Below are 23,062 nucleotides of genomic sequence, written 5' to 3'. Positions count from 1 at the left end.
TGAGTGCGATTATAACGGAAGTTTGGCCCCGTGGATCGGGGCCGCAGAGGCATAATTTACTCGTTGTGGTGGGTGTCGTGCTGGCGGGCGAAGGTGACCTGCATGCGCGCGCCGCCGAGCGGACTGTCGCTGATGACGATTTCGCCGTCGTACTGCTCGATGATCTCCGCCGCCACCGACAGGCCCAGGCCCTGGCCGGGACGTAGGGTATCCACCCGCTGGCCGCGCTGGAAGATCAGCTGGCGCTTGCTTTCCGGGATCCCCGGGCCGTCGTCGTCGATGACGATGGTGAGGTTTTTCTCGGAGTGCAGCGAGGTGATCTCAACGAACTCCAGGCAGTATTTGCAGGCGTTTTCCAACACGTTGCCCATCACTTCCATAAAGTCGTTCTTCTCGCCCATAAAGGTCACCTCCGGCGAGATGTCCAGCGTGATCACCACCCCTTTGCGCTGATAAACCTTGTTCAGCGCCACCACCAGGCTGTCGAGCAGCGCCGGCACCGAGTGGATCTCGCGCGTCAACACCGTCTGGCCGGAGTTGATGCTGGCCCGGTGCAGGTAGTAACCGATCTGCTGCGAGATGCGGCCGATCTGATCCAGCATGATCGGCTCGGCTTCTTCGATGGTGGTCTGCTTGCCGCTGCGCAGCGAACGCAGGGTACTTTGCAGCACCGCCAGCGGCGTTTTCAGGCTGTGGGTCAGATCCGACAGGGTGGTGCGATACTTGGTGTAACGCTGGCGTTCGTTGCGCACCAGAATGTTCAGGTTGCGCACCAGCCCGCGCAGCTCGCTGGGCGGGTTCTCATCCAGTTGATCGCGTTCGCCGTTCTCCAGTTCGCCCACCTGATTGACCAGCGCCTTGATAGGCCGCAGGCTCCAGTAGGCCGCCAGCCACAGCAGCGGTACCACCAGCAACAGGTTGGCCAACAGCACGTAGCTGAACCACTCCCACACCACGTCGGATCGCTGCAGCTCCTGCGGAATGCTGTCGACCACCACGATGGTCAACGCCGGCAGCCGAGGCGTGGCGGCATAGGTGTTGACCGCCACCGAGTGGGTCAGCGCGTTCTGATCGGTATCGTCGTAATTTTTCAGCTGGTTTTGCGCTTTGGGGTTGTCCCCCAGCACTTCGCTACTGACGCGGGTATCGGTGTCGATTTCGTAGAAGCCGGACTCCTCCAGCCACTCCTTGTTGATCAGCTTCTCCAGCTCCGGCACTTTGCGCTGGCTCCACAGCAGGTTGCCTTTATCGTCGTAGATAAACACCAGCGTGGGGAAGTTGAGATCGATATCGGGGGGAATGGCGATGGTGAGCTTGTTGTCTTTCCACTGCGCCAGGCTGAAGAACAGGTTGCTCTCGCCGCGCAGCAGGCGGAAGGCGGTCTTGTCGAAGCTGACGATGTAGCCGACGACCGCCACCAAACCGTAAGAGAGCGACAGCGCCAGGATCACCCCGGCGGTCGCCATCAGGAAGCGGGCGCGCAGCGAAAACGGTTTTTTATTCTTGTTGAACATCATGTTCACTTCGCGTCAAAACGATAGCCCTGGCCACGTACCGTGGTGATCACTTCATGCGGGTATTCCGCCTGCACCTTTTTACGCAAACGGCCCATCAGCACGTCGATAGTATGGCTTTCGCGCAGTTCGGCGTCCGGGTAGAGTTGCAGCATCAACGAATCCTTGCTCACCACCTTGCCGGCGTTGCGGATCAGGGTTTCGATGATGGTGTATTCAAAAGCGGTCAGCTTGATTTGCTGATCGTTAACGCTCAGTTCGCGGCGCGACAGATCGATCTGGAACGGCGGCAGCACGATCACCTGCGAAGCCAGACCGCTGTTGCGGCGCATCAGCGCCTGCATGCGGGCGATCACTTCTTCCAGGTGGAACGGCTTGGTGACATAGTCGTCGGCGCCGGCTTCCAGCACCGCCACTTTGTCCTGCCAGCTTTCGCGGGCGGTCAGCACCAGGATCGGCAGTTTGGTCTGGTGCGCGCGCCAGCGGCGGATCAGGCTCAGGCCGTCTTCACCCGGCAGGCCGAGATCGACGATGGCGATATCCGGCGCGTGTTCCTGCAGGAAGTAATCGGCTTCCTTGGCGTCTTCGGCCGCGTCGACCTGATGGCCCATCTCGCGCATCTGAACGGAAAGGTGGTGGCGCAGCAAACCATTATCTTCAACAACCAGTACTCGCATGGCGAACTCCTGTGACTGTGCGGGTGAACGTCCTGTCACCCACGCGATAAAAGGGAACACGCTCTGCGGCGTGTCAGGGGATAACGCGGCCACCTGAACCATTTTGGCAAAAAATGCTGAGGTTATGGTAGGTATAACCCGCTCGGCCCGCAAGAGAGCCGAAGCAATGTATTAAAATAAGCGTTATCAATTTGTTCGCCGACATTATCGGCAAGCTCTGATAAACGTCGGATAAACAGCGGCGGGGCAACGTTAAACGCACCTTAAACGCGGTGGGCATTGCCGGCAGGCGGAAGGGTGAACCGGATCGCTTGAAAAGCTTTAATGGTACTAATAAGGTATTATTGATGTATCGGCACACTTTTCAGGAGCGACGGATGAAGCAGTTAACCCAGGCAGAACGCATAGCGGGCGCACTTTACGGACAGATGCTGGGCGACGCGCTCGGCATGCCTTCCGAGCTGTGGCCGCGCGAGCGGGTTAAGCGCCACTTCGGCTGGATAGACGGCTTTCTCGATGGGCCGAAGGAGAACACCGCCGCCTGCTACTTCAAGGCCGGGCAATATACCGACGATACCGCGATGGCGTTGGCGCTGGCCGATGCGCTGCTGGAAGCGGAAGGTGAGGTGGTGCCGGAACTGATTGCCCGCAACGTGATCCGCTGGGTGGACAGTTTTGACGCCTTCAACAAGAACATTCTCGGCCCCAGTTCCAAACTGGCGCTGAGCGAGCAGAAAGCGGGCACGCCGATCGCCGAGTTGGAAAACAATGGCATCACCAACGGTGCGGCGATGCGCATTTCGCCTTTGGGCTGCGTGCTGCCTTCCGCACCGCTGGAGGATTTCTGCCAGCAGGTCTGGCTGGCCTCCAGCCCGACGCACAAATCCGACATCGCCGTCGCCGGTGCAGTGGCGATCGCCTGGGCCGTCGCACGGGCGGTGGAAGGGGCGGACTGGGCTTCGATTCGCCTGGCGTTGCCGAAGGTGGCGGAGTATGCCCAGCGCCGGCAGGAAACGACGTTCAGCCCTTCGCTGGCGGCGCGCATCGAACTGGCGTTTCAGGTGGTGGATGAAGCCACAGACACCGAGCAGGCTGCTGAGCGGGTGTATCAGCTGATCGGCGCCGGGGTGAGCACCATCGAGTCGGTGCCTGCGGCGCTGGCGATGGTGCAGCTGGCGCAAACCGATCCTACCCGTTGCGCGGTGCTGTGCGCCAACCTGGGCGGCGACACCGACACCATCGGCGCGATGGCCACGGCGATTTGCGGCGCGCTGCACGGCGCAGAAGCGATCGAAGCCGGGTTGCTGGCGGAGTTAAAACGGGTGAATCCGCTGGATATCGAGGCTTACGTTCAGGCGTTCGCGCGTTTTCGCCGCCGCCGGCAGGGCGAGGCGTGAGCCGCCGAGTGACGTAACGGATCAGCTTTCGCTGGTAAATTCGTACATGTCGCTGCGGCAGAAGCTTTCGCTGTATTCGATCGGTTTTTTGTGGTGGTCGAACAGCGTCTGGCGCACGATAAGCAGCGGCATCGGCTCCGAGAGCCGCAGCGCCTGACGGATATCGTCGTCGGCCATCGCCGCGCTGACCTGGCTGCGCAGCGATCCCATTTCGACGTTATTGCGACGGAAGTAGTCGTACAGCGAGATGCCGATCTCGTCGACGTTGGCAATCGCCGCCACCACCACGTAGGACACCGCCACCGACATCGGCCGCCGATCGATCAAGTGAATGCGTTTGAGTTTGTAGATCGGCGTTCCGGCCGCCAGCTGCAGCTTTTCAGCCAGTTCAGCGCCGGCGAGCATCCGTTCGCGGCTGATCCATTGCGTATCCGGCCGGCGCCCCTGCTGTATCACCTCGCGCGAGAATCCTTTGACGTCTGCCAACGAATAGAACAGCTTCGGTTCGGGCCGTTGCGGTTGGATAAAGGTGCCGTAACCGCGCGAACGGCCGATGAGGCCGTCCTGCTCGAGGCAGGCCAACGCTTTGCGCACCGTGATGCGCGAGATGCCGAGCCGTTCGGTGAACAGCCGCTCGCTGGGCAAAAAATCCCCCGCATTCAGCAACCCTTGTTCGATGGCCTGGCGCACCGAGGCGTTGAAGCGCAAATACAGCGGCATTGCGCCCGCGCTGGCCAGATCCTGCTGCAGTTTGTCCAGCAGACGCTGGTTGGTCTCCTTGCTCATAGCCGACGGAAGTCCTTTAGCCGCAATGCGATGGCTTATTTAAGGGGATTTCGCCGGGCAGCGCAACTGCCGCCGCCCGGCGATAACGATGGGTGGGCATAGGATGCCCACAGGTTCATGGCTGAGACGGGTTATCGCCGGAGCGAATGTTTTTCACCTGATCGGCGCTGACCGCCGGGGCGCTATTACCCCAACTGGTGCGCACGAAGGTCGCAAGCTGAGCGACCTGTTCATCGCTCAACCGCCAACCGAAGTCCGGCATGGTCAGGCCGGTGGGCGCACCGATGGTTATCGGCGTCCGTGAGCCGTGGAGGATGATGCTGATCAGCGATGACGGATCTTCGCTCAGCAACGCCGGATTGCGTGCCAGCTGCGGAAACGTGTTGCGATACCCCTGGCCGTCGCTGCGGTGGCAGGCAGCGCAGTTGTCCAGGTAGGTTTGTGCGCCGGGCGTGTTGACCTTACCGTTGAACAGCGCCTGGGCGATGCCGTCGTTGCGCGGCGGCGATGACTTCTCATCACCGGCAGGCAGCGATTTCAGGTAGACCGCGATCGCTTTCAGATCGTCATCGTTCAGATGTTGCGTGCTGTCCTGTACCACCTCCACCATTGAGCCGAAGGCGGCGAAACGTTGGGTATGGCCGGTTTTCAGGAAGCGTGTGATCTCCTGCGCACTCCAGTCCCCTAAGCCGCTGGCGGTATCGGCGCGCAGGTTAGCGGCATGCCAGCCCTCCAACGTCCCGCCGCTCAGATAGGCTGTATCGCTCTGGCTGAGCGCCTTTTCCTGGAAGCCGATACCGCGCGGCGTGTGACATGTGCCGCAGTGACCGAGCCCCTGAACCAGATAGGCACCGCGATTCCACTCGGCGCCGCGCTGCGCATCCGGCTGATAAACACCGTCTTCGCGAAAGATCAGATCCCACAATGCCAGCGGCCAACGCATGCTGAGCGGCCAGGGAATGTGGCTGTGCCGATTCGGCTGCGCCACTGCGCTGACCTTTTGCGTGAAATACAGATAAAGATCGCGGATATCGTCATCGTTGATTTTGGCAAACGACGGGTAGGGCATGGCCGGATACAGTCGCCTGCCGTCGCGCGCGATGCCTTTGCGCAGGGCATCGGCGAACTCGGGCAGACTGTACCCGCCGATACCGGTTTGGCGATCGGGCGTGATGTTGGTGGAGTAAATAGCGCCGATCGGCGTGGTCATCTTCAGGCCACCTGCGAAGAGGGCGCCGCCGGGCGCGGTGTGGCAGGCCGCGCAATCCCCTGCGCGCGCCAGATATTCACCGTGTTCAATTCGCGCCGTGGAAGGGAGGGCGTCGGCCGCCTTAACCGCACCTGCGGCGAGCAACAGCAGCACCGACAATGTGGGCGTAAATCCTTTCATCTTGAGCTCCTTAGGCGTTATGCCTGCACCAGCGGGCCAGGGTTTTTCAGGTATTGCTCGCGGATCGCTTCGGCAGAGTGATAAGCCAGTGCGCCGACGATGCCGGTTGGGTTGTAGGCCAGGTTCTGCGGGAATGCACAGGCGCCGGTGACGAATACATTGGGCACGTCCCAGCATTGCAGGTATTTGTTCACCACGCTGGTGACCGGATTGTCGCCGATGATGGCACCGCCGGTAGTGTGAGTGGATTGGTAGGGGCGCACGTCATAATGATCGCCGGTTTTTCTTACCGAGATAGCCATCTGCTTTGGTTTCATAGCGTTGGCGATGTCCGCCATTTTAGCGGTGATATGCTGGGTCATTTTGATCTCATTCGATTTCCAGTCGAAGGTCATACGCAGCAGAGGCTGACCGTAGGCGTCTTTATAGGTGGGATCCAAATCCAGATAGCAATCGCGGTATGGCATCACCGATCCTTCCGAACCGATGCTCATTGAGTGCGGATAATTGTCGCGGATGCCTTGTTTCCAGCCGCTGCCCCAGTTCGGCGTGCCCGGCGGCAGCATCATTTGCTGGATAGGCCGACCGCCGGTGCGGGTGGCTGAGATGTAGGCGCCGCCGATAAAACCGAGATCGGCGTGGTCGAAGTTTTCCCCGTTAAGATCGTCGATCACCGTTCCGGCGGCACCGGCGCCGATAAAGGGATTGAAATGGGTATCGCGATCGTAAAACAGAGAAATGCCGCTGTTCATTTGATAGGCGTAGTTCTTGCCGACCACGCCCTCACCAGTGACCGGATTATAGGGTTTTCCGATGCCGGAAAGCAGCAGCAGGCGAACATTATGGAGTTGGAAAGCGCTGAGGATCACCAGATCGGCGGGTTGCTCTACTTCACGCCCTTGCTCGTCGATGTAGGTGACGCCGGTGGCCTTTTTGCCGCTGCTGTCAAGATTGACCTTGATCACCTGCGCCTGGGTGCGCAGCTCAAAGTTTTTACGCTGTGTCAGTACCGGCAGGATGGTCGACTGCGGCGAGGCCTTGGAGTACATGAAGCAGCCGAAACGTTCGCAGTAACCGCAGAAGTTACAGGGGCCAAGCTGCACGCCATACGGGTTGGTATAGGGTTCGGAGCAGTTGGCGGCGGGGACAGCAAACGGATGGTAGCCTAGCGATTCGGCGGCTTTGCCAAACAGTGAGCCCGAGTAGAGCTGTTTAAGCGGCGGCGTCGGGTAGTCATTGCTACGCGGCCCTTCGAACGGATTGCCGCCCTTGATGAGCTCACCCTGCAGATTACCGGCCTTACCGGCGGTGCCGCATACCTTCTCGAACTTGTCGAAGTAAGGCTCCAACTCCTGGTAGCTGAGGGGGTAGTCCTGTAACGTCATGCCTTCCGGGATCCAGTTGGCGCCGTATTTTTCAGTAAGGGTGGTGTGCAGTTTGAGATCGGAAGGCAGGGCGCGCCAGTGCATGCCGTTCCAGTGCACGCCGGCTCCGCCGACGCCGTTGCCCGGCAAAAAAGAGCCGAGCTGGCGATAAGGCACCGCGAAATCCGCCGGCGTATGGCGCACGGTGACGGTTTCATGCGCCATTTCCTGCGCAAGCTTGAGGCGAATGCCGTAAGTCAGTTCATCGGCGATACGCGGATAAGCGAAATCTGGGTAGGTATCGCGCCGTTCACCGCGTTCCAGCGCCAGCACCTGCAGGCCGCTGTCGGTCAATTCCATTCCCATAATGGCGCCGGTCCAGCCAAAGCCGACGATCACCACATCTACCGGTGGTTTTTTTATTGTGCTCATGATTATGCATTCCTTTTGCTGGAGATACTGACCGGGTGAAGAGGATAGGGTTGGTTGGGTTTGTTGACCCAATCGGCGAAGTCCGCGCGCGCACCGGGGAAGCCTATCAATTTCCATGATGCCAGCGTTTGGTTGCCGCCGTGGATCGGATCGGCCAGATAACCTTCTTTGGTGTTTTGCAGCAGCTGTTCGAAGAAAGCTTTACCCGGCAAGGTATCCGCATCGAGTTGGCCGCTTTCCAACGCGGTCAACAGCTGTTCTTGCTCGCCATGAGACAGCTCGGCGAAAACTTTGCCGAACTGACGTTGACAGAGCTCATTGAACGCGAGGATACCGTTGCGATAGGTCTCGCGCGGCGTCAGTTTGGACTGATAGCCCAACTCCGGCGCCGATGGCACGAACGGCGGGTGCATGTACCACAGGCCGCCATGGCCGTAGGGTGTTTCCATTTGGCGATCGATGAATACCGGGACCCCCTGATCGACGGCTCCGGGGCCGTTCTCGTCGCTGGGGATCAGCCGATCGCAGGCCGCCAGCAAGAATCGCCACTCTTCGTTGTTGAAATAAACCGGAACGTAATTCGGCGAGATGCCCGCAGCCGGCGCTGCCTGGGCGTTTACCATCATGAGACCGTTACCGGCAGCGGCTAACGGGATCAGCGCCAGCGTTTTTTTCAAAAATTCACGCCGGGGCGGCGTAGGGATATGCTGTTGCGACATAATTCCACCTTGAACATGCTTCACAGTAATGCCCGCGCAGGTTTTGCATCACCTGCGCCGTCGCTCTCCAGCGACGGTAAACAGGCGGGGAAAGGAGAGGTCGTCTATCACCATATATAGTTAGCAAGCTACTTGTATGGTAATTAAGTCTAAGATCGAGAAGTGTGAAGAAACAATAAATGATCTGTTTCAAAACGTTTTTTTACATTTCAGTTGATCGGGATCAATTTGTTAACATTCACGGTGAGCCGGCGAAGTGCAATAAGGTCGTGTTCCGCTTAACTCACATTGGAGTGCCATGGAAAACTGCATCAACGAGCCGTATGCCATAGAAGAGGCGATCGCGGCAGCTTTTTCGCCAGGTCTGCAACAAGGCCTGACCCGGCGTTCGGCGCTGCATCAGGCCCTGTTGCAGCTGATTGCCGCGGGAGAACTGCCCTGGCGGACGAAGCTGCCGCCAAGTCGTGCGTTGGCGGCCCGGCTGGCGGTGGCGCGTGACACGGTGGAACAGACCTACGCGCGGCTGGAGGCTGAGGGATTCATCAGTCGAACGGTGGGGCGCGGCAGCTTTGTGCGTTACCGCTGCGACACGCTGCTCGGCCGCGAACTGCTGGAGACGGCGACGGGGCAAGAGGCGCAGCTGGCGGAGCGCGAGCTGAGCGATCGCGGCCGGGCGCTGCTGGCGGTCAGCCATACGCCGCACACCTGTCGCCAGGCTTCGCTGACGCCTTCGCTGGCGGATCTGCGGGCGTTTCCCATCGACCAGTGGCTGCAGCGGGAGAAACAGGCGCTGCGGCGGCACGGCGAGCGGCTGTTGGGGTATGCCGATCCGCAAGGGTTGCCGGAGCTGCGTGCGGAGATCGCGCACTACTTGCAGCGGGAGCGGGGCGTCAAGGCGACGGCGGAGCAGGTGATCGTGGTGACCAGCTCTCAGCAGGCGCTGGCGCTGTGTACCCAGGTGCTGTTCGATCCCGGCGATGCGGTGTTCGTCGAAGAACCGGGTTACCAAGGGGCGAAAAAGCTGGTGCAGTCGGCGGGGCTGCAGGCGCGGCCGATCGGCATCGACGATCAGGGGCTGGACGTCGAGCAGTTGATGCAGGCCTCGGGCGGCGGACGGGGCGTTTACATCACGCCGTCTCATCACTATCCGCTGGGGTATTCGCTGAGCCTCGAGCGGCGGCTCGCGCTGTTGCAGTGGGCGCAGCGCCGGCGGGCCTGGATCATCGAAGACGATTACGACGCCGAGTTTAACTATGACCGGCAAACCAAGGCGGCGCTGCAGGGGCTGGACAGCGACGGGCGCACGCTGTACATCGGCACCTTCAGCAAGACGCTGTTTCCGGGGCTGCGCATCGGTTTCATGATTGCGCCGCCGCAGCTGGTGCGGCCCTTGGTCGCCGCCCGGCAGTTTCAGGACGGCTACACGTCGGCGCTGACGCAGATGACGCTGTTCCACTTCCTGCGCGAAGGCGGCTACGCCGAGCATCTGCGCAATATGCACATGCTGTACAAGGCGCGGCTGGACGTGCTGTACGACGCGGTGCATCGTCACCTGGCGGCCTGGACGCGTCCGGCGCTGCCGCAGGGCGGGCTGCAGCTGGTTTGCCCGCTGGCGGATGCGGCGACGGAGCGGCGGCTGGTGGCGGCCGCGGCCGAAAGGGGGATACGGCTGTACGGTCTGGCGGACTTCTACACCGGCACGCCGCAGCGCGGGGCGTTGGTGCTCGGCTTCTCGGCCTATACGCCGGATGAGATTGTGCGCTTTATTACGACGCTGGCGCAGGTGTTCAACGCGCTGCCGGTGGCAAGCGACGGCTAAAATTGGTCTGCTCTGTGTTTCGGATTGGTCCGTATTGCGCTGCCACCATGCGGTGTATTCTGCCGCTATCCGATTATTTCCCTAATGGAAATAATATCTTACACCGTGAGGCGCTATGAACCCATCAAACCCTGAAGTGACTATCCGCAGAATCAATGGCGACGACAAAGCGCAATGGCTGGCGCTGTGGCAGGGCTATCTCGATTTTTACCGCGCCGACGTGGCGCCGCAGGTGACCGATCGCACCTTCGAACGCCTGGGGCAGGATGAACAGGTGTACGGGCTGGTGGCGGAGGATGCCGACGGCCGGCTGTTGGGGCTGATGAATCTGGTGTTCCACCCGTCCACCTGGAGCGCAGTCGGCTATTGTTATATCGAAGATCTCTATGTATCGCCGCAGGCGCGCGGCCATAAGGTGTCGGAAAAGCTGTTCGAGCAGGCGTACCGATTGGCAGAGACGCGCGGCAGCGATCGGGTCTATTGGATGACCCAGGAGTACAACGCGCCAGCGCGTTCGCTGTACGACAAAATCGGCAGAAGAAGCTCGTTTATCGTTTATACCCGTTAACCGCAGGAGGCGTGTATGGCAATGAATCGTTATGGTCAGCCGGTTGGGGAATCGATGCCGGATTGGCAGCCGGCTCGCCGTCCGGGCGGCGCGACGCTCGGCGGGCGTTTCTGCTCGCTGGCGCCGCTCGAGCCGCAGCGGGATTACGCCGCGCTGTTCGAGGCGTTTCAACTGGCGCCGGACGGCCGCGACTGGACCTATCTGTCTATCGAGCGGCCCGATACGCCGGCGGCGATGCTGCAGCATCTGGAGACGCTGCAGGCCAACCCGACGCTGGTCAATCTGACGGTGTTCGACGCTGCCAGCGACGCGCCGGTGGGTACGGTGGCGCTGATGCGCATCGACGAGGCCAACGGCGTGCTGGAGATCGGCCACGTCAGCTGGTCGCCGTTGATGAAACAGCGCTCCAGCGCCACCGAGGCTATCGCGCTGCTGCTGCGTTATGCCTTCGACACGCTGGGCTACCGCCGCTGCGAGTGGAAGTGCGACAGCCATAACGCGCCGTCCCGCCAGGCCGCGCTGCGCTTTGGCTTTCGCTACGAGGGTAACTTCCGCTTTGCGGTCATCGTCAAGGGGCGCAGCCGGGATACCGACTGGTTCGCCATCACCGCCGACCGCTGGCCGGCGGTGCGGCAGGCGCTGGCGCGCTGGCTGAGCGCGGACAACTTCGATGCGCAGGGGCAGCAGATAGCTCGGCTGCAGGTGTTGCGCGGCGAATAATAAGCAAAAAGGCGGCCCCAGGGCCGCCTTTTTATCTTATCGGGCTAAAGCGCTTACTTCAGCTCGTCGACCATGGTGGTGGCACGGCCGATGTAGTTGGCCGGGGTCATCGCCTTCAGACGGATTTTCTCTTCTTCCGGCAACGCCAGGCCATCGATAAACGCCTGCATGCCGGCGGCGTCCACGCGTTTGCCGCGGGTCAGCTCTTTCAGCTTCTCGTAAGGCTTCTCGATGCCGTAGCGGCGCATCACGGTCTGGATCGGCTCAGCCAGCACTTCCCAGTTGTGATCCAGTTCGTCCAGCAGGTGCGCCTGGTTCACTTCCAGTTTGCTGATGCCTTTCAGGGTGGCCTGGTAGGCGATCAGCGCGTAGCCCAGGCCCACGCCCAGGTTACGCAGCACGGTGGAGTCGGTCAGGTCGCGCTGCCAGCGGGACACCGGCAGTTTGCCCGCCAGGTGGCCCAGCACGGCGTTGGCCAGGCCCAGGTTGCCTTCGGAGTTTTCGAAGTCGATCGGGTTAACCTTGTGCGGCATGGTGGAAGAGCCGATTTCGCCTGCGATGGTCTTCTGCTTGAAGTGGTTCAGGGCGATGTAGCCCCAGATGTCGCGGTCGAAGTCGATCAGGATGGTGTTGAAACGCGCTACGCAGTCGAACAGCTCGGCGATGTAGTCATGCGGCTCGATCTGGGTGGTGTACGGGTTCCAGGTGATGCCGAGCGAGGTCACGAACGCCTCGCTGAACTGGTGCCAGTCCACTTCCGGGTAAGCGACGATGTGGGCGTTATAGTTGCCGACCGCGCCGTTGATTTTACCCATGATCTCCACGCGCTCCAGCTGGCGGTACTGGCGCTCCATGCGGTAAGCCACGTTGGCGAACTCTTTGCCGACGGTCGACGGGGTCGCCGGCTGGCCGTGGGTGCGCGACAGCAGCGGGATATCGCGGTATTCCAGCGCCAGCCCTTTCAGCGCGTCGATGAGCTTGCGCCAGTATGGCAACACCACGTCCTGACGGGCGCTTTGCAGCATCAGCGCGTGCGACAGGTTGTTGATGTCTTCGGAGGTGCAGGCGAAGTGGATGAACTCCGACACCGCGTGCAGCGCAGGCACCGCCGCCACTTTTTCCTTCAGGAAATACTCGACCGCTTTCACGTCGTGGTTGGTGGTGCGCTCGATGGTTTTGATGCGCTGAGCGTCTTCTTCATTGAATTCCGCGACGATTTTGTCGAGGAAAGCGTTTGCGTCGGCGTCAAAAGCGGGAACTTCCTTGATTTCTGCGCAGGCCGCCAGTTTTTGCAGCCAACGTACTTCAACCTGTACGCGGAATTTCAGCAGACCGTATTCGCTGAAAATGGGGCGCAGTGCGCTGACTTTATCACCGTAGCGTCCATCAACGGGGGAAACGGCGGTCAGTGAGGATAATTCCATCGGTAGCAACTCCTGGGATCGATTAACAATGAGCAACGATATTTTGCGCCTGCTTGAACAGACGATTACGGGAAAACATTAACTGCAGGCGGCTGCCGCCGACCTGTTGCCACAGCACGGCGGCGCGAATGCCGGCCAGCAGCGTGGCGCGAACTTTGGCCTGCACCTGCGGGTTCTGCAGGATTGCCGGCGAGCCGGTCACCTGGATGCGCGGCCCGAGCGGGCTGACCACGTCGACGTAAATGCCGGCCAGCGCGCTGATGATGGTGTCCGACTCAAGATCGAAGTGCGCCAGCTGGCGCTCGAGCTGGCCGAGGCGTTCGCCGAGCGTGTTCATCGCCTGTTTGTTGGCGTTGAGCTTGCGCTCCAGCACCATCAGGCTGATGGTGTAGCGGGTCAGTTCCGCACCCGGCCCTTTGTTGTTGGCGTTAAGCACGCCCATCAGGGTTTCGAGGCCGATCATCAAATTGCGTTCTTCGCCGCCGAACACCGCCAGCGTAGAGGGCGGGTCCATCTGCAGCAGGCTTTTCAACGAGGTTTGAAAGGCTTCGCGGTTGCATTGCCCTTCATGGGCCAACTGCTGAACCAAACGCGCCGCCTGGCTGATACCCGCCATGGCCAGCGTGATGTCATAATAATTCTTCGCCACGATGACTCCTGTAAACGCGGTGAACGGTACATGGCTTACTGCATAAGGTTGTGTGTATCGCCAGGGTAACGGCGGCGGCCGCGAACGGGAACGATCGGGCGTGGCTGTAACAACGATGACAACGAATGCCGCGGATCATGCCACAAAATCGAGGGTAAACCCAGCGTCTAATACGCCCGTAACGAGGCGGAGGCGCCGTGCGGCGCAGAACTGCGCAAATAGGCGGCGAAAATCGCCGGTGTGGCGACGCGAACTTATTGTTGCGGCGGCAAATAAAGTGCGGCGGCTGCATCTATACTGCCAACGTGAGCCCTCAAATAAAGACCTTTATATGCACGTAAAAAACAAGCAGCCGCTGCCGGCGGTGACGCTGGCGGCCATCGGCGTGGTGTACGGCGATATCGGCACCAGCCCGCTGTACACCCTGCGCGAATGTCTGACGGCAGAGGAGGGCATCACTATGACGCCGGCCTCGATCTACGGCTTTTTGTCGCTGATCTTCTGGCTGCTGACGCTGGTGGTGTCCATTAAGTACATTTGTTTCGTGATGCGCGCCGACAACGACGGCGAGGGGGGGATCCTGACGCTGATGTCGCTGGCGATCCGCAAGCTGGATGCGCGCTGGGTGCCGGCGGCGGTGCTGATCGGGCTGGTGGGGGGCAGCTTCTTTTATGGGGATGGGGTGATCACTCCGGCCATTTCGGTACTGTCGGCCATCGAAGGCCTGCAGATCATCGCCCCCGAGCTGGACAGCTTTATTGTACCCCTATCGCTGCTGGTGTTGACCGCATTGTTTGCGATCCAAAAGCACGGCACCGGCAGCGTCGGCAAGCTGTTCGCCCCGGCGATGGTGATCTGGTTCCTGACGCTGGCGCTGTTGGGCATCGGCGGCATTTTGCATCACCCTGGCGTGCTGCGGGCGTTGAACCCTTACTGGGCGGTGAATTTTTTCCTCGAGTACAAGGCGGTATCGTTCTTTGCGCTGGGCATGGTGGTGCTGTCGGTGACCGGCGCTGAAGCGCTGTACGCCGATATGGGCCACTTCGGTAAAAAGCCGATCCGCCTGGCGTGGTTTACGCTGGTGGCGCCGGCGCTGGTGCTGAACTACTTCGGCCAGGGGGCGCTGCTGCTGGCCAATCCGGCGGCGATCAACAACCCGTTCTTTCTGCTGGCGCCGACCTGGGCGCTGATCCCGCTGCTGGTGATCGCCACGCTGGCGACGGTCATCGCCTCGCAGGCGGTGATCTCCGGCGTGTTCTCGCTGACGCGCCAGGCAGTGCGGCTGGGCTACCTGCCGCCGATGCGCATCATCTATACCTCCGATCAGGAGTCCGGGCAGATCTACATTCCGGTGGTGAACTGGCTGCTGTTCGCGGCGGTGCTGATCGTGATTATCAGTTTCAAACACTCCAGTAACCTGGCCTCGGCTTACGGCATCGTGGTGACCGGCACCATGCTGCTGTCGTCGATTTTGCTGAGCATCGTGGCGGTGAAAAACTGGGGCTGGCCGCGCGCGCTGGGCGGACTGATGCTGGTTGTCATGCTGTGCATCGACGTACCGCTGTTCGGCGCCAACCTGATCAAACTGGCGACCGGCGGCTGGCTGCCGGTGGCGCTGGGGCTGACCATTCTGTTGATCATGCTGACCTGGAAGACCGAGCGTTCGCGCCTGATCCGCCGGCTGCGCGACAATCAGGAAGGGCTGAGCGCGCTGATCGAGTCGCTGGAGAAGGCGCCGCCGAAGCGGGTGCCGGGCACCGCGGTGTTTATGGAGCGCACGCCGCACGCGGTGCCGCTGGTGCTGTTGCACAACCTGAAGCACAACAAGGTACTGCATGAGCGCGTGGTGCTGCTGACCATCGTCACCACCGACATGCCGTACGTGCACAACGTGCAGCGGGTGACGATCGAACAGCTGTCGGCGAGCTTTTGGCGGGTGGTGGCAAGCTACGGCTGGCGTGAGACGCCCAACGTGACGGACATTCTTTACCGCTGCGGCCTGGAAGGGATGAGTTTCACCATGAACGAGACCTCGTTCTTCATGTCGCGCGATACGCTGGTGCTGGGCAAGCGGCCCTGGTATCTGCGCGTGCGCGGCAAGGTGTTCCAGCTGTTGCAGCGCAACGCGCTGCGGGCACCCGATCTGTTCGAAATCCCGCCGAACCGGGTGATCGAGCTGGGGGCGCAGGTGGAATTTTGAATAAAAAAAACGCTGCGGTAAACGCAGCGTTTTTCTTGGGCGGCAGGCGAATTACGCCAGGCGCTGTTCGATAATGCCGCCGCCGAGGCAGATTTCGCCCTGGTAGAACACCGCCGACTGGCCGGGGGTGACGGCGGAGACCGGCTCGTCGAAATGCACTTCGATGCGTTCATCGTCGAGCGGGGTCACGGTGCAAGGGATATCCTGCTGGCGATAGCGGGTCTTCACCGTGCAACGGAACGGGCCGCTCAGCGGCAGGCGATCAACCCAGTGCAGCTGCTGCGCGATAAGGCCGACGGACATCAGGCGTGGGTGATCGTGCCCCTGCGCAACCACCAGCACGTTGTTGGCCACGTCTTTATCGACCACGTACCACGGATCTTCGCTGCTGTCTTTCATGCCGCCGATGCCCAGCCCTTTGCGCTGGCCCAGGGTGTGATACATCAGGCCCTGGTGTTCGCCGACGGTCTGGCCGTCGACGCTGACGATCGGGCCCGGCTGGGCCGGCAGGTAGCGGCCGAGGAAGTCACGGAACTTACGCTCGCCGATAAAGCAGATGCCGGTGGAGTCTTTCTTCTTGGCGGTAACCAGCTCCAGCTGCTCGGCGATGCGGCGCACCTCCGGCTTCTCCAGCTCCCCGACCGGGAACAGGCTCTGCGCCACCTGTTCGTGGCTCAGGGTGTAGAGGAAGTAGCTCTGATCTTTGTTGCCGTCGACGCCGCGCAGCAGGCGGCTCTTGCCGTCCACGTCCTGGCGGCGCACGTAGTGGCCGGTGGCGATAAAATCGGCCCCCAGATCTTCGGCGGCAAACTCCAGGAAGGCTTTGAATTTGATCTCTTTATTGCACAGGATGTCCGGGTTCGGCGTGCGGCCGGCCTTGTACTCTTCCAGGAACAGCTCAAACACGTTGTCCCAGTATTCTGCCGCGAAGTTCACCGTGTGCAGTTCGATGCCCAGCTTGTCGCAGACCGCTTGCGCGTCGGCCAGATCGGTCGCGGCGGAGCAGTACTCTTCGTCGTCGTCTTCTTCCCAGTTCTTCATGAACAGCCCAGCGACCTGATAGCCCTGTTGCTGTAACAGATAGGCGGTAACGGAGGAGTCGACGCCGCCGGACATACCGACGATTACTTTTTTCTGGCTGTTGTCTGACATGGGGATCTCACGAACTTGAACACGAACCGTGCTGATAAAAACAAGCGCAGGATTTTACCACGTTGGCCGCGCCGGCGCACTGGTCATCTTGTGCTGCCCGGCGCCCTTAAAACGGCCAGGCGAAGCTGCCGACCAGCGACAGCGGGTAGCGCTCCGGCTGCTGGTAGCTGCGAATGCTCTCCGCCACCAGCGCGGAACGCAGGTTGGGCGCCTGCAAAATCTCGTCGGCGCTCAGCCACAGGCAGCGATCGATGTCGCTGTCGTGCGGCTCGGTCGGCAGCGGCTGTTCCAGCTCGATAACGAAGCAAAAACGCAGGAACGGCGTGCGATCCGGCGCGATCCACTGGTGCAGGCGCAGGAACGCCTGCGGCGTGGCGCGGATGCCGGTCTCTTCCCACAGCTCGCGTTCGGCGGCCTGCACCAGCGTCTCGTCGGCCTCCAGGTGGCCGGCCGGCTGGTTCCACAGCGCTTTGCCGTTGATGGTCTCTTCGACTACCAAAAATTTGCCGGCGGCGTGCACTACGCAGGCCACGGTGACGTGCGGTTTGAACATGCGCTCTCCTTTCCTTACAGCGGTTTGTCGATACGCCGGTAGATGTCGTCCAGCTCGGCGATGCGGGTGCGGTAGCTTTGCAGCAGGCAGGCGGTATCGCCGCCGCACCGCTGGCGTTTTGCCAGCCAGGCCTGTTGGCTGTCCTGCATCGCGCCGCGCGCGCCCATGGCGAACAGGCCGCGCAGGAATTGGTACTTGGTAGCCATTTGCACGTCCAGATCGTTCAGCGTGCGGTTGGCGCAGATGGCTTGCTCATCGCGGTTTGCCGCCTTGGCGCAGTCGAAGCTGGCGGCCTGGGCGGCGAACGGGGCCGCCAGAGCGGCGAGCAGTAGCGCGATCGGCGTGAATTTCATGGCGACTCCATCAGTTATCGGTCTACAGAGAATCGATGCTTTTCCATTCACCAGGCTGCAGTGAACCCAGCGAAAGATTACCCATACTGTAGCGAATCAGGCGCAGGGTAGGGAACCCGATATGCGCCGTCATGCGACGCACCTGGCGGTTTCGCCCTTCGAACAGGGTGATTTTCAGCCAACGGGTGGGGATGGATTTACGTTCGCGGATCGGCGGGTTGCGCGGCCACAGCCACTGCGGCTCGGCTACCAGCTCCACCCCGGCGGGCAGCGTGGGGCCGTCTTTCAGCGTAACGCCGCAGCGCAATGGCGCCAGATCGCTTTCCTGCGGCGCGCCTTCGACCTGCACATAATAGATTTTGCCGGTGCGTTTGCCCGGCTGGGTGAGCTGCGCCTGCAGCTGGCCGTCGTTGGTCAGCACCAGCAGCCCCTCGCTGTCGCGATCCAGGCGCCCGGCGGCGTAAACGTCGGGGAAGGGGATGTACGCTTTCAGCGTGGCGCGGCCGGCTTCGTCGGTGAACTGCGGCAGCACGTCGAAGGGCTTGTTGAATAACACAATTCGGCGCGGCCCTTTCGGCGCGGCAGGTTTGGCGGCATTCGGCTTGCTGAATCGTTTAACGTTGTGATTTCTAACAGAGAATTTTTTCATAACAGTTGAGATTACGGATGATAAGCGCATTATAACCGAATCCGTTTCGGATTGGCGCGGACCGAATATTCAAGTAGTATCTACACGCATCTTACAAAGCATTAACAAAATTGCGCTTGAAGGAGAGGTTGATGGAAAGCAAAGTAGTTGTTCCGGCAGAAGGTAAAAAAATCACGGTTGACGCCCAGGGTAAACTGGTTGTTCCTCATAACCCGATCATCCCGTTCATCGAAGGCGACGGCATCGGCGTTGACGTGACTCCTGCCATGATCCACGTGGTTGATGCGGCCGTTAAAAAGGCTTACCACGGCGAACGTAAAATCTCCTGGATGGAAATCTACACCGGCGAAAAATCTACCCACGTTTACGGTAAAGACGTGTGGCTGCCGGACGAAACTCTGGACCTGATCCGCGACTACCGCGTCGCCATCAAAGGCCCCCTGACCACCCCGGTCGGCGGCGGCATCCGTTCTCTGAACGTGGCCCTGCGCCAGCAGCTGGACCTGTACGTGTGCCTGCGCCCGGTGCGTTACTACCAGGGTACCCCAAGCCCGGTGAAACAGCCTGAGCTGACCGACATGGTGATCTTCCGCGAAAACGCCGAAGACATCTACGCCGGCATCGAGTGGAAAGCCGGCTCCGCCGAAGCGGACAAAGTGATCAAATTCCTGCGCGACGAAATGGGCGTGAAGAAAATCCGCTTCCCAGAGCAGTGCGGTATCGGCGTGAAGCCATGCTCCGAAGAAGGGACCAAGCGTCTGGTGCGTGCGGCGATCGAATACGCCATCACTAACGACCGTGACTCCGTGACCCTGGTTCATAAAGGCAACATCATGAAGTTCACCGAAGGTGCCTTCAAGGATTGGGGCTATGAGCTGGCGCGCGAAGAGTTCGGCGGCGAGCTGATCGACGGCGGCCCATGGCTGAAGATCAAGAACCCGAACACCGGCAAAGAGATCGTGGTTAAAGACGTGATCGCCGACGCCTTCCTGCAGCAAATCCTGCTGCGCCCGGCGGAATACGACGTGATTGCCTGTATGAACCTGAACGGCGACTACATCTCCGACGCCCTGGCGGCCCAGGTAGGCGGCATCGGTATCGCACCGGGCGCCAACATCGGCTCCGACTGCGCGCTGTTCGAAGCCACTCACGGCACCGCGCCGAAGTACGCCGGCCAGGACAAAGTGAACCCAGGCTCCATCATCCTGTCCGCAGAGATGATGTTGCGCCACATGGGGTGGTTCGAAGCGGCTGACCTGATCGTTAAGGGCATGGAAGGCGCCATCGCTGCCAAGACCGTGACCTATGACTTCGAGCGCCTGATGGACGGCGCTAAGCTGCTGAAATGTTCAGAGTTTGGCGACGCTATCGTTAAACACATGTAAGCGTGTTTGGCGCTTGAATGAGAGCGGGAGCCTTAGGGCTCCCGTTTTTTATTGTTCAAAGATGAGTGAGGTATCGGACAGGCTCACTGAGCGGCGTTAGCCGATTCACGTACGACCAGCACCGGGCAATTGGCGTGGCGGACGACGGCGGTGGCATTGGAGCCAAGGAGATAAGTGATCGCAGAAGGGCGGTTGGAACCCATCACGATAATCTCCGCGTTAAGCGCATCGGCGAGTTCCAGGATCTGATCTTTAGGATCGCCGACGGCGACATGCGTGGTCACTCTATCTTCAGGCACGCTGAATTGTTTTGCCGCTTTTGCCAGCCCCTCGCTCGCTAGCGCAATGGTTTCATCTTTGGTTTCTATCGCCGCTGTGGCGGCAAAGCCGAAAGCGGCGTAGGTGGCGCGTGACGGGATCACAGCCAGGAAATGGACGTGGGAGTCTTCGAGCCTGGCGAGCGCGTTGACATGCGGGATGACCTGCTGTGTTAATTCCGGCTCGGTAATATCCACGGGAACCAAGATAGTTTTATACATACTCCCTCCTTATCATTATCAAATAACTCCACTTTCTGGATTATAGCTGCTTGATGCAGGGAAAGGAGAGATCCCTATGGCAAACCTGAGAATGTTGGTGCTGAAATGTCAGGTGGTTATCGACGTTCTCGTTAAACGCGGCTAGGAGCGTTTGGTGTTTGAGTAGAAAGGGAGCCATCGGCTCCCTTGGTTTTAGCTGGCTGAGATGATCGGAACCTTAATGCGGGATCTCTGAAACCTCTTTAACTTCCGTCTTGTTGATTTGCTGTTTGACGCCATTGGCATCGGTATACCCGATCAACCCGGCAGAGGTTTCTTTCGGTTTGCCGTCACTGATGATCGTTCTGCCATCGTGGGTATGAATGGCGTAGCTGGTGCGTGTGCAGCCTGACAGTGCGGCGATAGCAATCAGGGCGATCGCGGGAAGAACAAGCGCTTTTTTCATTTGAAGCTCCTTTTAGTTATCCAACTCACTCATGTTTGCAATCTGGTCTCGATTGATCTGTTCCGTTTTGCCCGTTTCTGCATTTCGATAGGAGACTAACCCGGTATCTTTATCGACCTGAGGCTTGCCGTCGGTGACAATGGTCTTGCCATCCGTTGTTTTGATCGCCTGATTGGAAGCGCAGCCCGCCATGAACATCACCGTAGTCGCAGTAAGAAGCGCGGCAAAGAGTCGTTTGTTTTTCATACTTACCATCCTGGTTACTTAAATGAATTTAATAGCAGGAAAGTAAGTATAGGCAGAATCTCCAGATTGTTAGCGTTGAAACGCTTTTAATGCGATAAAAAATTAAGAATTTCTTAATTTATTGATGGGGTGATTGATCGTTCGGATAACAACGTTATCGATAGGTCAGGATACGCAGACGTACTGCCCGGTGAGGGCGCTATGGCTTCATGTCATCATCGGCTCACGATACTCCGCATGCCGATGCTTGATGCTAACAATGTCTCTGGTGGTTGGGCGTTAATTATGTATAAGTATGCACCGGGAATACCACGTTGATTTCGGCTGACTATCATCCATAAGGACAGGGATATGAAAATCACGCATTCAGGCTACAAAACCGGCGCCGCCACATTATTGGCGGCGATGCTCGCACTGGCATTAACCGGGTGCGCGAAGCACACAGCCCCCAGCCAAAACGATCCGGTGAATAAAGAGGTCGATGATCTTTTCGCCAACCTTGGCGACCCAAAGACGCCTGCGACGGGGAAAGAGAAATTACATTACATGACTCAGGTGCAAGCTGAGATTCAACGCCATTTAAAAGACGCCGCCACCTACTCAGGCCAACGCTGCACATTGCGTATCACGCTGGCGCCGGACGGCCTGCCAATCGGTGTTCGAACTGAAGGTGGCGATCCGGCTCTTTGCCGTGCGGCGATGAAAGCGGTTACCGATGCGCGTCTGCCTAAGCCGCCAACGCCAGAGATCCACAATGCGTTCCAAATAATCACATTGGAATTTCGCCCGCAGTGAAATAAAGGGCGGCAACTGCGATGCTAGATAATTAAATCAAAGTCACAGGCCGTACTTTCATGCGGCCTGTGACTTTGCGGCTTTGCCACGTTCCGTATCGCGCTTTTCTACGCTGAACCTGGATTTTTGGCACTATTTCACGGCATATGTTGCCAGGGCTTACCGATACATCATCGCGCTCACGCGCTCTGCTCGATCTTTAAAACCGTTGCTGCGCATCGTTACCACGTAATAGCGGTAGTGGTGTTTCTGTGCGTATTCGCGCACCAGATCTTCGGCGAACAGGCCGCTGAAGGTGACGGTGGTGACGAATGTCAGCCCTTTCACTTCGTAGGTGCTGATCTCTTGCGGGGTGCCGATATACGGCGGCGGGTATACGGTTTTGTGGAACTGGCAGCCCGCCAGCAGCAGGGTAAACAGCAGGGCGGCGGAGATTTGCGGTATTCTCATCGGGAAATGCTTTCCTTCCTTGGCGTGTGTTTTAGTAACTCTATAATAGGATTACAAAATTCGGCGGGGATGTAAAAATTATCCCGCTTCGGTTGCCGTTTCGTTGAAGCGGTGTCGCCGCTACCCATAAACATAAGGGGGTAAACATGCCTGTTCGTCTTGCCACTGAAACCGATGCCGCAGCCCTGATCGCCCTCGACAGCGTCGCCGAATACGAGCCGCAGCGCGCGGCGCAGATCCGCACCTGGTGCGCACAGAGTGTCTGCTATCTTGCCGAAGAACGGGGCGTGGTGATGGGCTACGGCGTGCTGCACTATCACTTCTTCGGCTGCGGCTTTATCGAGATGCTGATGGTCGGCGAGCGCTTTCGCCGCCGGGGCGTCGGGCTGGTGCTGATTACGGCGTTGAAGTCCTACTGTCGGCACCCGAAGCTGTTCACCTCCACCAATCGCTCCAACCTGCCGATGCAGCGGCTGCTGTTGAACGCCGGCTTTGTCGCCAGCGGCCAGATTGACAATCTCGATGACGGCGATCCGGAGCAGGTCTTTTTTATCCCGGCGCGCTAATCGCTAATACAGCCGGACATCGACCGCCTGCTGTTGCAGCCAGGTGCTGACGTAGCCATAAGCGGCATAGAAGGCCAGCAGCGCGAAGAGCAGCACGGAAAGCGAGGCCAAAAACTTGACGTCGCCGTGCTTCGACAGCTGATAAGCGCAATAGATAAAGGCTAACAGGCACAGCAGAGTGAAGGCGATAGCCAGCGTGGCGTAAAAAATAAGCATAACGAAACCCGTTCTTCCTTGTAAGCACGGCAAGGATACCACAGACAAAAAAGG

25 protein-coding genes are annotated in these 23,062 nt (G+C 59.6%); 8 read left to right on the top strand and 17 right to left on the bottom strand.

Annotation, left to right across the window (positions count from 1 at the left end; genetic code table 11):
- Nucleotides 1–56: 56 nt before the first annotated feature.
- Entirely contained in the window at nt 57–1,514 is a 1,458-nt protein-coding gene (gene phoQ, locus FHU12_RS11085) for a two-component system sensor histidine kinase PhoQ (RefSeq protein WP_049202754.1), read from the bottom strand.
- A gap of 5 nt (nt 1,515–1,519) precedes the next feature.
- Nucleotides 1,520–2,191 (bottom strand): two-component system response regulator PhoP, encoded by a 672-nt coding sequence (gene phoP, locus FHU12_RS11080; RefSeq protein ID WP_004941169.1) that lies wholly within the window; start codon nt 2,189–2,191, stop codon nt 1,520–1,522.
- A gap of 377 nt (nt 2,192–2,568) precedes the next feature.
- On the opposite strand from phoP, the gene FHU12_RS11075 reads away from it, so the two are divergent.
- Nucleotides 2,569–3,588 (top strand): ADP-ribosylglycohydrolase family protein, encoded by a 1,020-nt coding sequence (locus tag FHU12_RS11075; RefSeq protein ID WP_141969325.1) that lies wholly within the window; start codon nt 2,569–2,571, stop codon nt 3,586–3,588.
- A gap of 21 nt (nt 3,589–3,609) precedes the next feature.
- Here FHU12_RS11075 and FHU12_RS11070 read toward each other — a convergent pair whose 3' ends face one another.
- From FHU12_RS11070 to FHU12_RS11055, 4 genes are all read right to left on the bottom strand, one after another.
- Entirely contained in the window at nt 3,610–4,374 is a 765-nt protein-coding gene (locus FHU12_RS11070) for a GntR family transcriptional regulator (RefSeq protein ID WP_141969323.1), read from the bottom strand.
- Nucleotides 4,375–4,489: 115 nt separating this feature from the next.
- Nucleotides 4,490–5,764: a c-type cytochrome gene (locus FHU12_RS11065; protein WP_141969321.1), complete on the bottom strand. Its 1,275-nt coding sequence runs from the start codon at nt 5,762–5,764 to the stop codon at nt 4,490–4,492.
- Between the two features lie 17 nt (nt 5,765–5,781).
- Complete coding sequence (locus tag FHU12_RS11060) at nt 5,782–7,560, bottom strand: GMC family oxidoreductase (protein ID WP_141969319.1); 1,779 nt, start codon at nt 7,558–7,560, stop codon at nt 5,782–5,784.
- A gap of 2 nt (nt 7,561–7,562) precedes the next feature.
- Nucleotides 7,563–8,279 (bottom strand): gluconate 2-dehydrogenase subunit 3 family protein, encoded by a 717-nt coding sequence (locus tag FHU12_RS11055; protein WP_025302518.1) that lies wholly within the window; start codon nt 8,277–8,279, stop codon nt 7,563–7,565.
- 298 nt (nt 8,280–8,577) lie between these two features.
- Here FHU12_RS11055 and pdxR point away from each other — a divergent pair, with 298 nt between their 5' ends.
- The 3 genes from pdxR (at nt 8,578) to FHU12_RS11040 (ending at nt 11,386) form a co-directional block, all read left to right on the top strand.
- The gene (pdxR, locus tag FHU12_RS11050) at nt 8,578–10,098 is read left to right on the top strand and encodes a MocR-like pyridoxine biosynthesis transcription factor PdxR (RefSeq protein WP_141969317.1); all 1,521 of its coding nucleotides are present in this window, start codon (nt 8,578–8,580) and stop codon (nt 10,096–10,098) included.
- Nucleotides 10,099–10,213: 115 nt separating this feature from the next.
- Nucleotides 10,214–10,666 (top strand): GNAT family N-acetyltransferase, encoded by a 453-nt coding sequence (locus tag FHU12_RS11045; RefSeq protein ID WP_141969315.1) that lies wholly within the window; start codon nt 10,214–10,216, stop codon nt 10,664–10,666.
- Between the two features lie 15 nt (nt 10,667–10,681).
- Complete coding sequence (locus FHU12_RS11040; RefSeq protein WP_141969313.1) at nt 10,682–11,386, top strand: GNAT family N-acetyltransferase; 705 nt, start codon at nt 10,682–10,684, stop codon at nt 11,384–11,386.
- A 53-nt stretch (nt 11,387–11,439) separates the two neighbouring features.
- Here FHU12_RS11040 and purB read toward each other — a convergent pair whose 3' ends face one another.
- Both purB and hflD read right to left on the bottom strand, forming a co-directional pair.
- Nucleotides 11,440–12,810, bottom strand: coding sequence for an adenylosuccinate lyase (purB, locus tag FHU12_RS11035; RefSeq protein ID WP_141969311.1), 1,371 nt, complete (start codon nt 12,808–12,810; stop codon nt 11,440–11,442).
- A 22-nt stretch (nt 12,811–12,832) separates the two neighbouring features.
- On the bottom strand, nt 12,833–13,459 hold the full coding sequence (gene hflD / locus FHU12_RS11030) for a high frequency lysogenization protein HflD (protein ID WP_141969309.1): 627 nt from the start codon (nt 13,457–13,459) through the stop codon (nt 12,833–12,835).
- 331 nt (nt 13,460–13,790) lie between these two features.
- Between hflD and kup the strand changes: the two genes are divergently transcribed.
- Complete coding sequence (gene kup, locus FHU12_RS11025) at nt 13,791–15,659, top strand: low affinity potassium transporter Kup (RefSeq protein ID WP_141969307.1); 1,869 nt, start codon at nt 13,791–13,793, stop codon at nt 15,657–15,659.
- A 51-nt stretch (nt 15,660–15,710) separates the two neighbouring features.
- Here the strand turns inward: kup and mnmA are convergent, their stop codons facing one another.
- The 4 genes from mnmA to rluE form a co-directional block, all read right to left on the bottom strand.
- Nucleotides 15,711–16,811: a tRNA 2-thiouridine(34) synthase MnmA gene (gene mnmA, locus FHU12_RS11020; RefSeq protein ID WP_049208754.1), complete on the bottom strand. Its 1,101-nt coding sequence runs from the start codon at nt 16,809–16,811 to the stop codon at nt 15,711–15,713.
- A gap of 106 nt (nt 16,812–16,917) precedes the next feature.
- Nucleotides 16,918–17,364, bottom strand: coding sequence for an NUDIX hydrolase (locus FHU12_RS11015; RefSeq protein ID WP_025302526.1), 447 nt, complete (start codon nt 17,362–17,364; stop codon nt 16,918–16,920).
- A gap of 14 nt (nt 17,365–17,378) precedes the next feature.
- Nucleotides 17,379–17,717, bottom strand: a complete 339-nt coding sequence (locus FHU12_RS11010; protein WP_141969304.1) for a lysozyme inhibitor LprI family protein — start codon at nt 17,715–17,717, stop codon at nt 17,379–17,381.
- A 22-nt stretch (nt 17,718–17,739) separates the two neighbouring features.
- Nucleotides 17,740–18,366, bottom strand: a complete 627-nt coding sequence (rluE, locus tag FHU12_RS11005) for a 23S rRNA pseudouridine(2457) synthase RluE (protein WP_141969302.1) — start codon at nt 18,364–18,366, stop codon at nt 17,740–17,742.
- A 131-nt stretch (nt 18,367–18,497) separates the two neighbouring features.
- Between rluE and icd the strand changes: the two genes are divergently transcribed.
- Nucleotides 18,498–19,751, top strand: a complete 1,254-nt coding sequence (gene icd, locus FHU12_RS11000; protein ID WP_046686909.1) for an NADP-dependent isocitrate dehydrogenase — start codon at nt 18,498–18,500, stop codon at nt 19,749–19,751.
- A gap of 83 nt (nt 19,752–19,834) precedes the next feature.
- Here the strand turns inward: icd and uspF are convergent, their stop codons facing one another.
- The 3 genes from uspF to FHU12_RS10985 form a co-directional block, all read right to left on the bottom strand.
- Nucleotides 19,835–20,290 (bottom strand): universal stress protein UspF, encoded by a 456-nt coding sequence (gene uspF, locus FHU12_RS10995; protein WP_123061628.1) that lies wholly within the window; start codon nt 20,288–20,290, stop codon nt 19,835–19,837.
- Nucleotides 20,291–20,507: 217 nt separating this feature from the next.
- Nucleotides 20,508–20,735, bottom strand: a complete 228-nt coding sequence (locus tag FHU12_RS10990; RefSeq protein WP_089194648.1) for a YgdI/YgdR family lipoprotein — start codon at nt 20,733–20,735, stop codon at nt 20,508–20,510.
- 12 nt (nt 20,736–20,747) lie between these two features.
- On the bottom strand, nt 20,748–20,981 hold the full coding sequence (locus tag FHU12_RS10985) for a YgdI/YgdR family lipoprotein (protein ID WP_089196955.1): 234 nt from the start codon (nt 20,979–20,981) through the stop codon (nt 20,748–20,750).
- Between the two features lie 351 nt (nt 20,982–21,332).
- On the opposite strand from FHU12_RS10985, the gene tolA reads away from it, so the two are divergent.
- Nucleotides 21,333–21,776, top strand: a complete 444-nt coding sequence (gene tolA, locus FHU12_RS10980; protein WP_141969300.1) for a cell envelope integrity protein TolA — start codon at nt 21,333–21,335, stop codon at nt 21,774–21,776.
- A 159-nt stretch (nt 21,777–21,935) separates the two neighbouring features.
- Here the strand turns inward: tolA and FHU12_RS10975 are convergent, their stop codons facing one another.
- Nucleotides 21,936–22,226 (bottom strand): hypothetical protein, encoded by a 291-nt coding sequence (locus FHU12_RS10975; protein ID WP_141969298.1) that lies wholly within the window; start codon nt 22,224–22,226, stop codon nt 21,936–21,938.
- 146 nt (nt 22,227–22,372) lie between these two features.
- Between FHU12_RS10975 and FHU12_RS10970 the strand changes: the two genes are divergently transcribed.
- A complete protein-coding gene (locus FHU12_RS10970; protein WP_141969296.1) occupies nt 22,373–22,792 on the top strand; it encodes a GNAT family N-acetyltransferase in 420 nt (139 codons plus the stop codon).
- A gap of 3 nt (nt 22,793–22,795) precedes the next feature.
- Here FHU12_RS10970 and FHU12_RS10965 read toward each other — a convergent pair whose 3' ends face one another.
- Nucleotides 22,796–23,008 carry a hypothetical protein gene (locus FHU12_RS10965; RefSeq protein ID WP_025302536.1) on the bottom strand — a complete coding sequence of 71 codons (213 nt, stop codon included), beginning with the start codon at nt 23,006–23,008 and terminating at the stop codon, nt 22,796–22,798.
- Nucleotides 23,009–23,062 lie beyond the last annotated feature (54 nt).

Source organism: Serratia marcescens, assembly GCF_006715005.1.
GTDB classification, from domain to species: Bacteria; Pseudomonadota; Gammaproteobacteria; order Enterobacterales; family Enterobacteriaceae; genus Serratia; species Serratia montpellierensis.
This window is presented reverse-complemented; position numbering and strand designations above follow the sequence as displayed.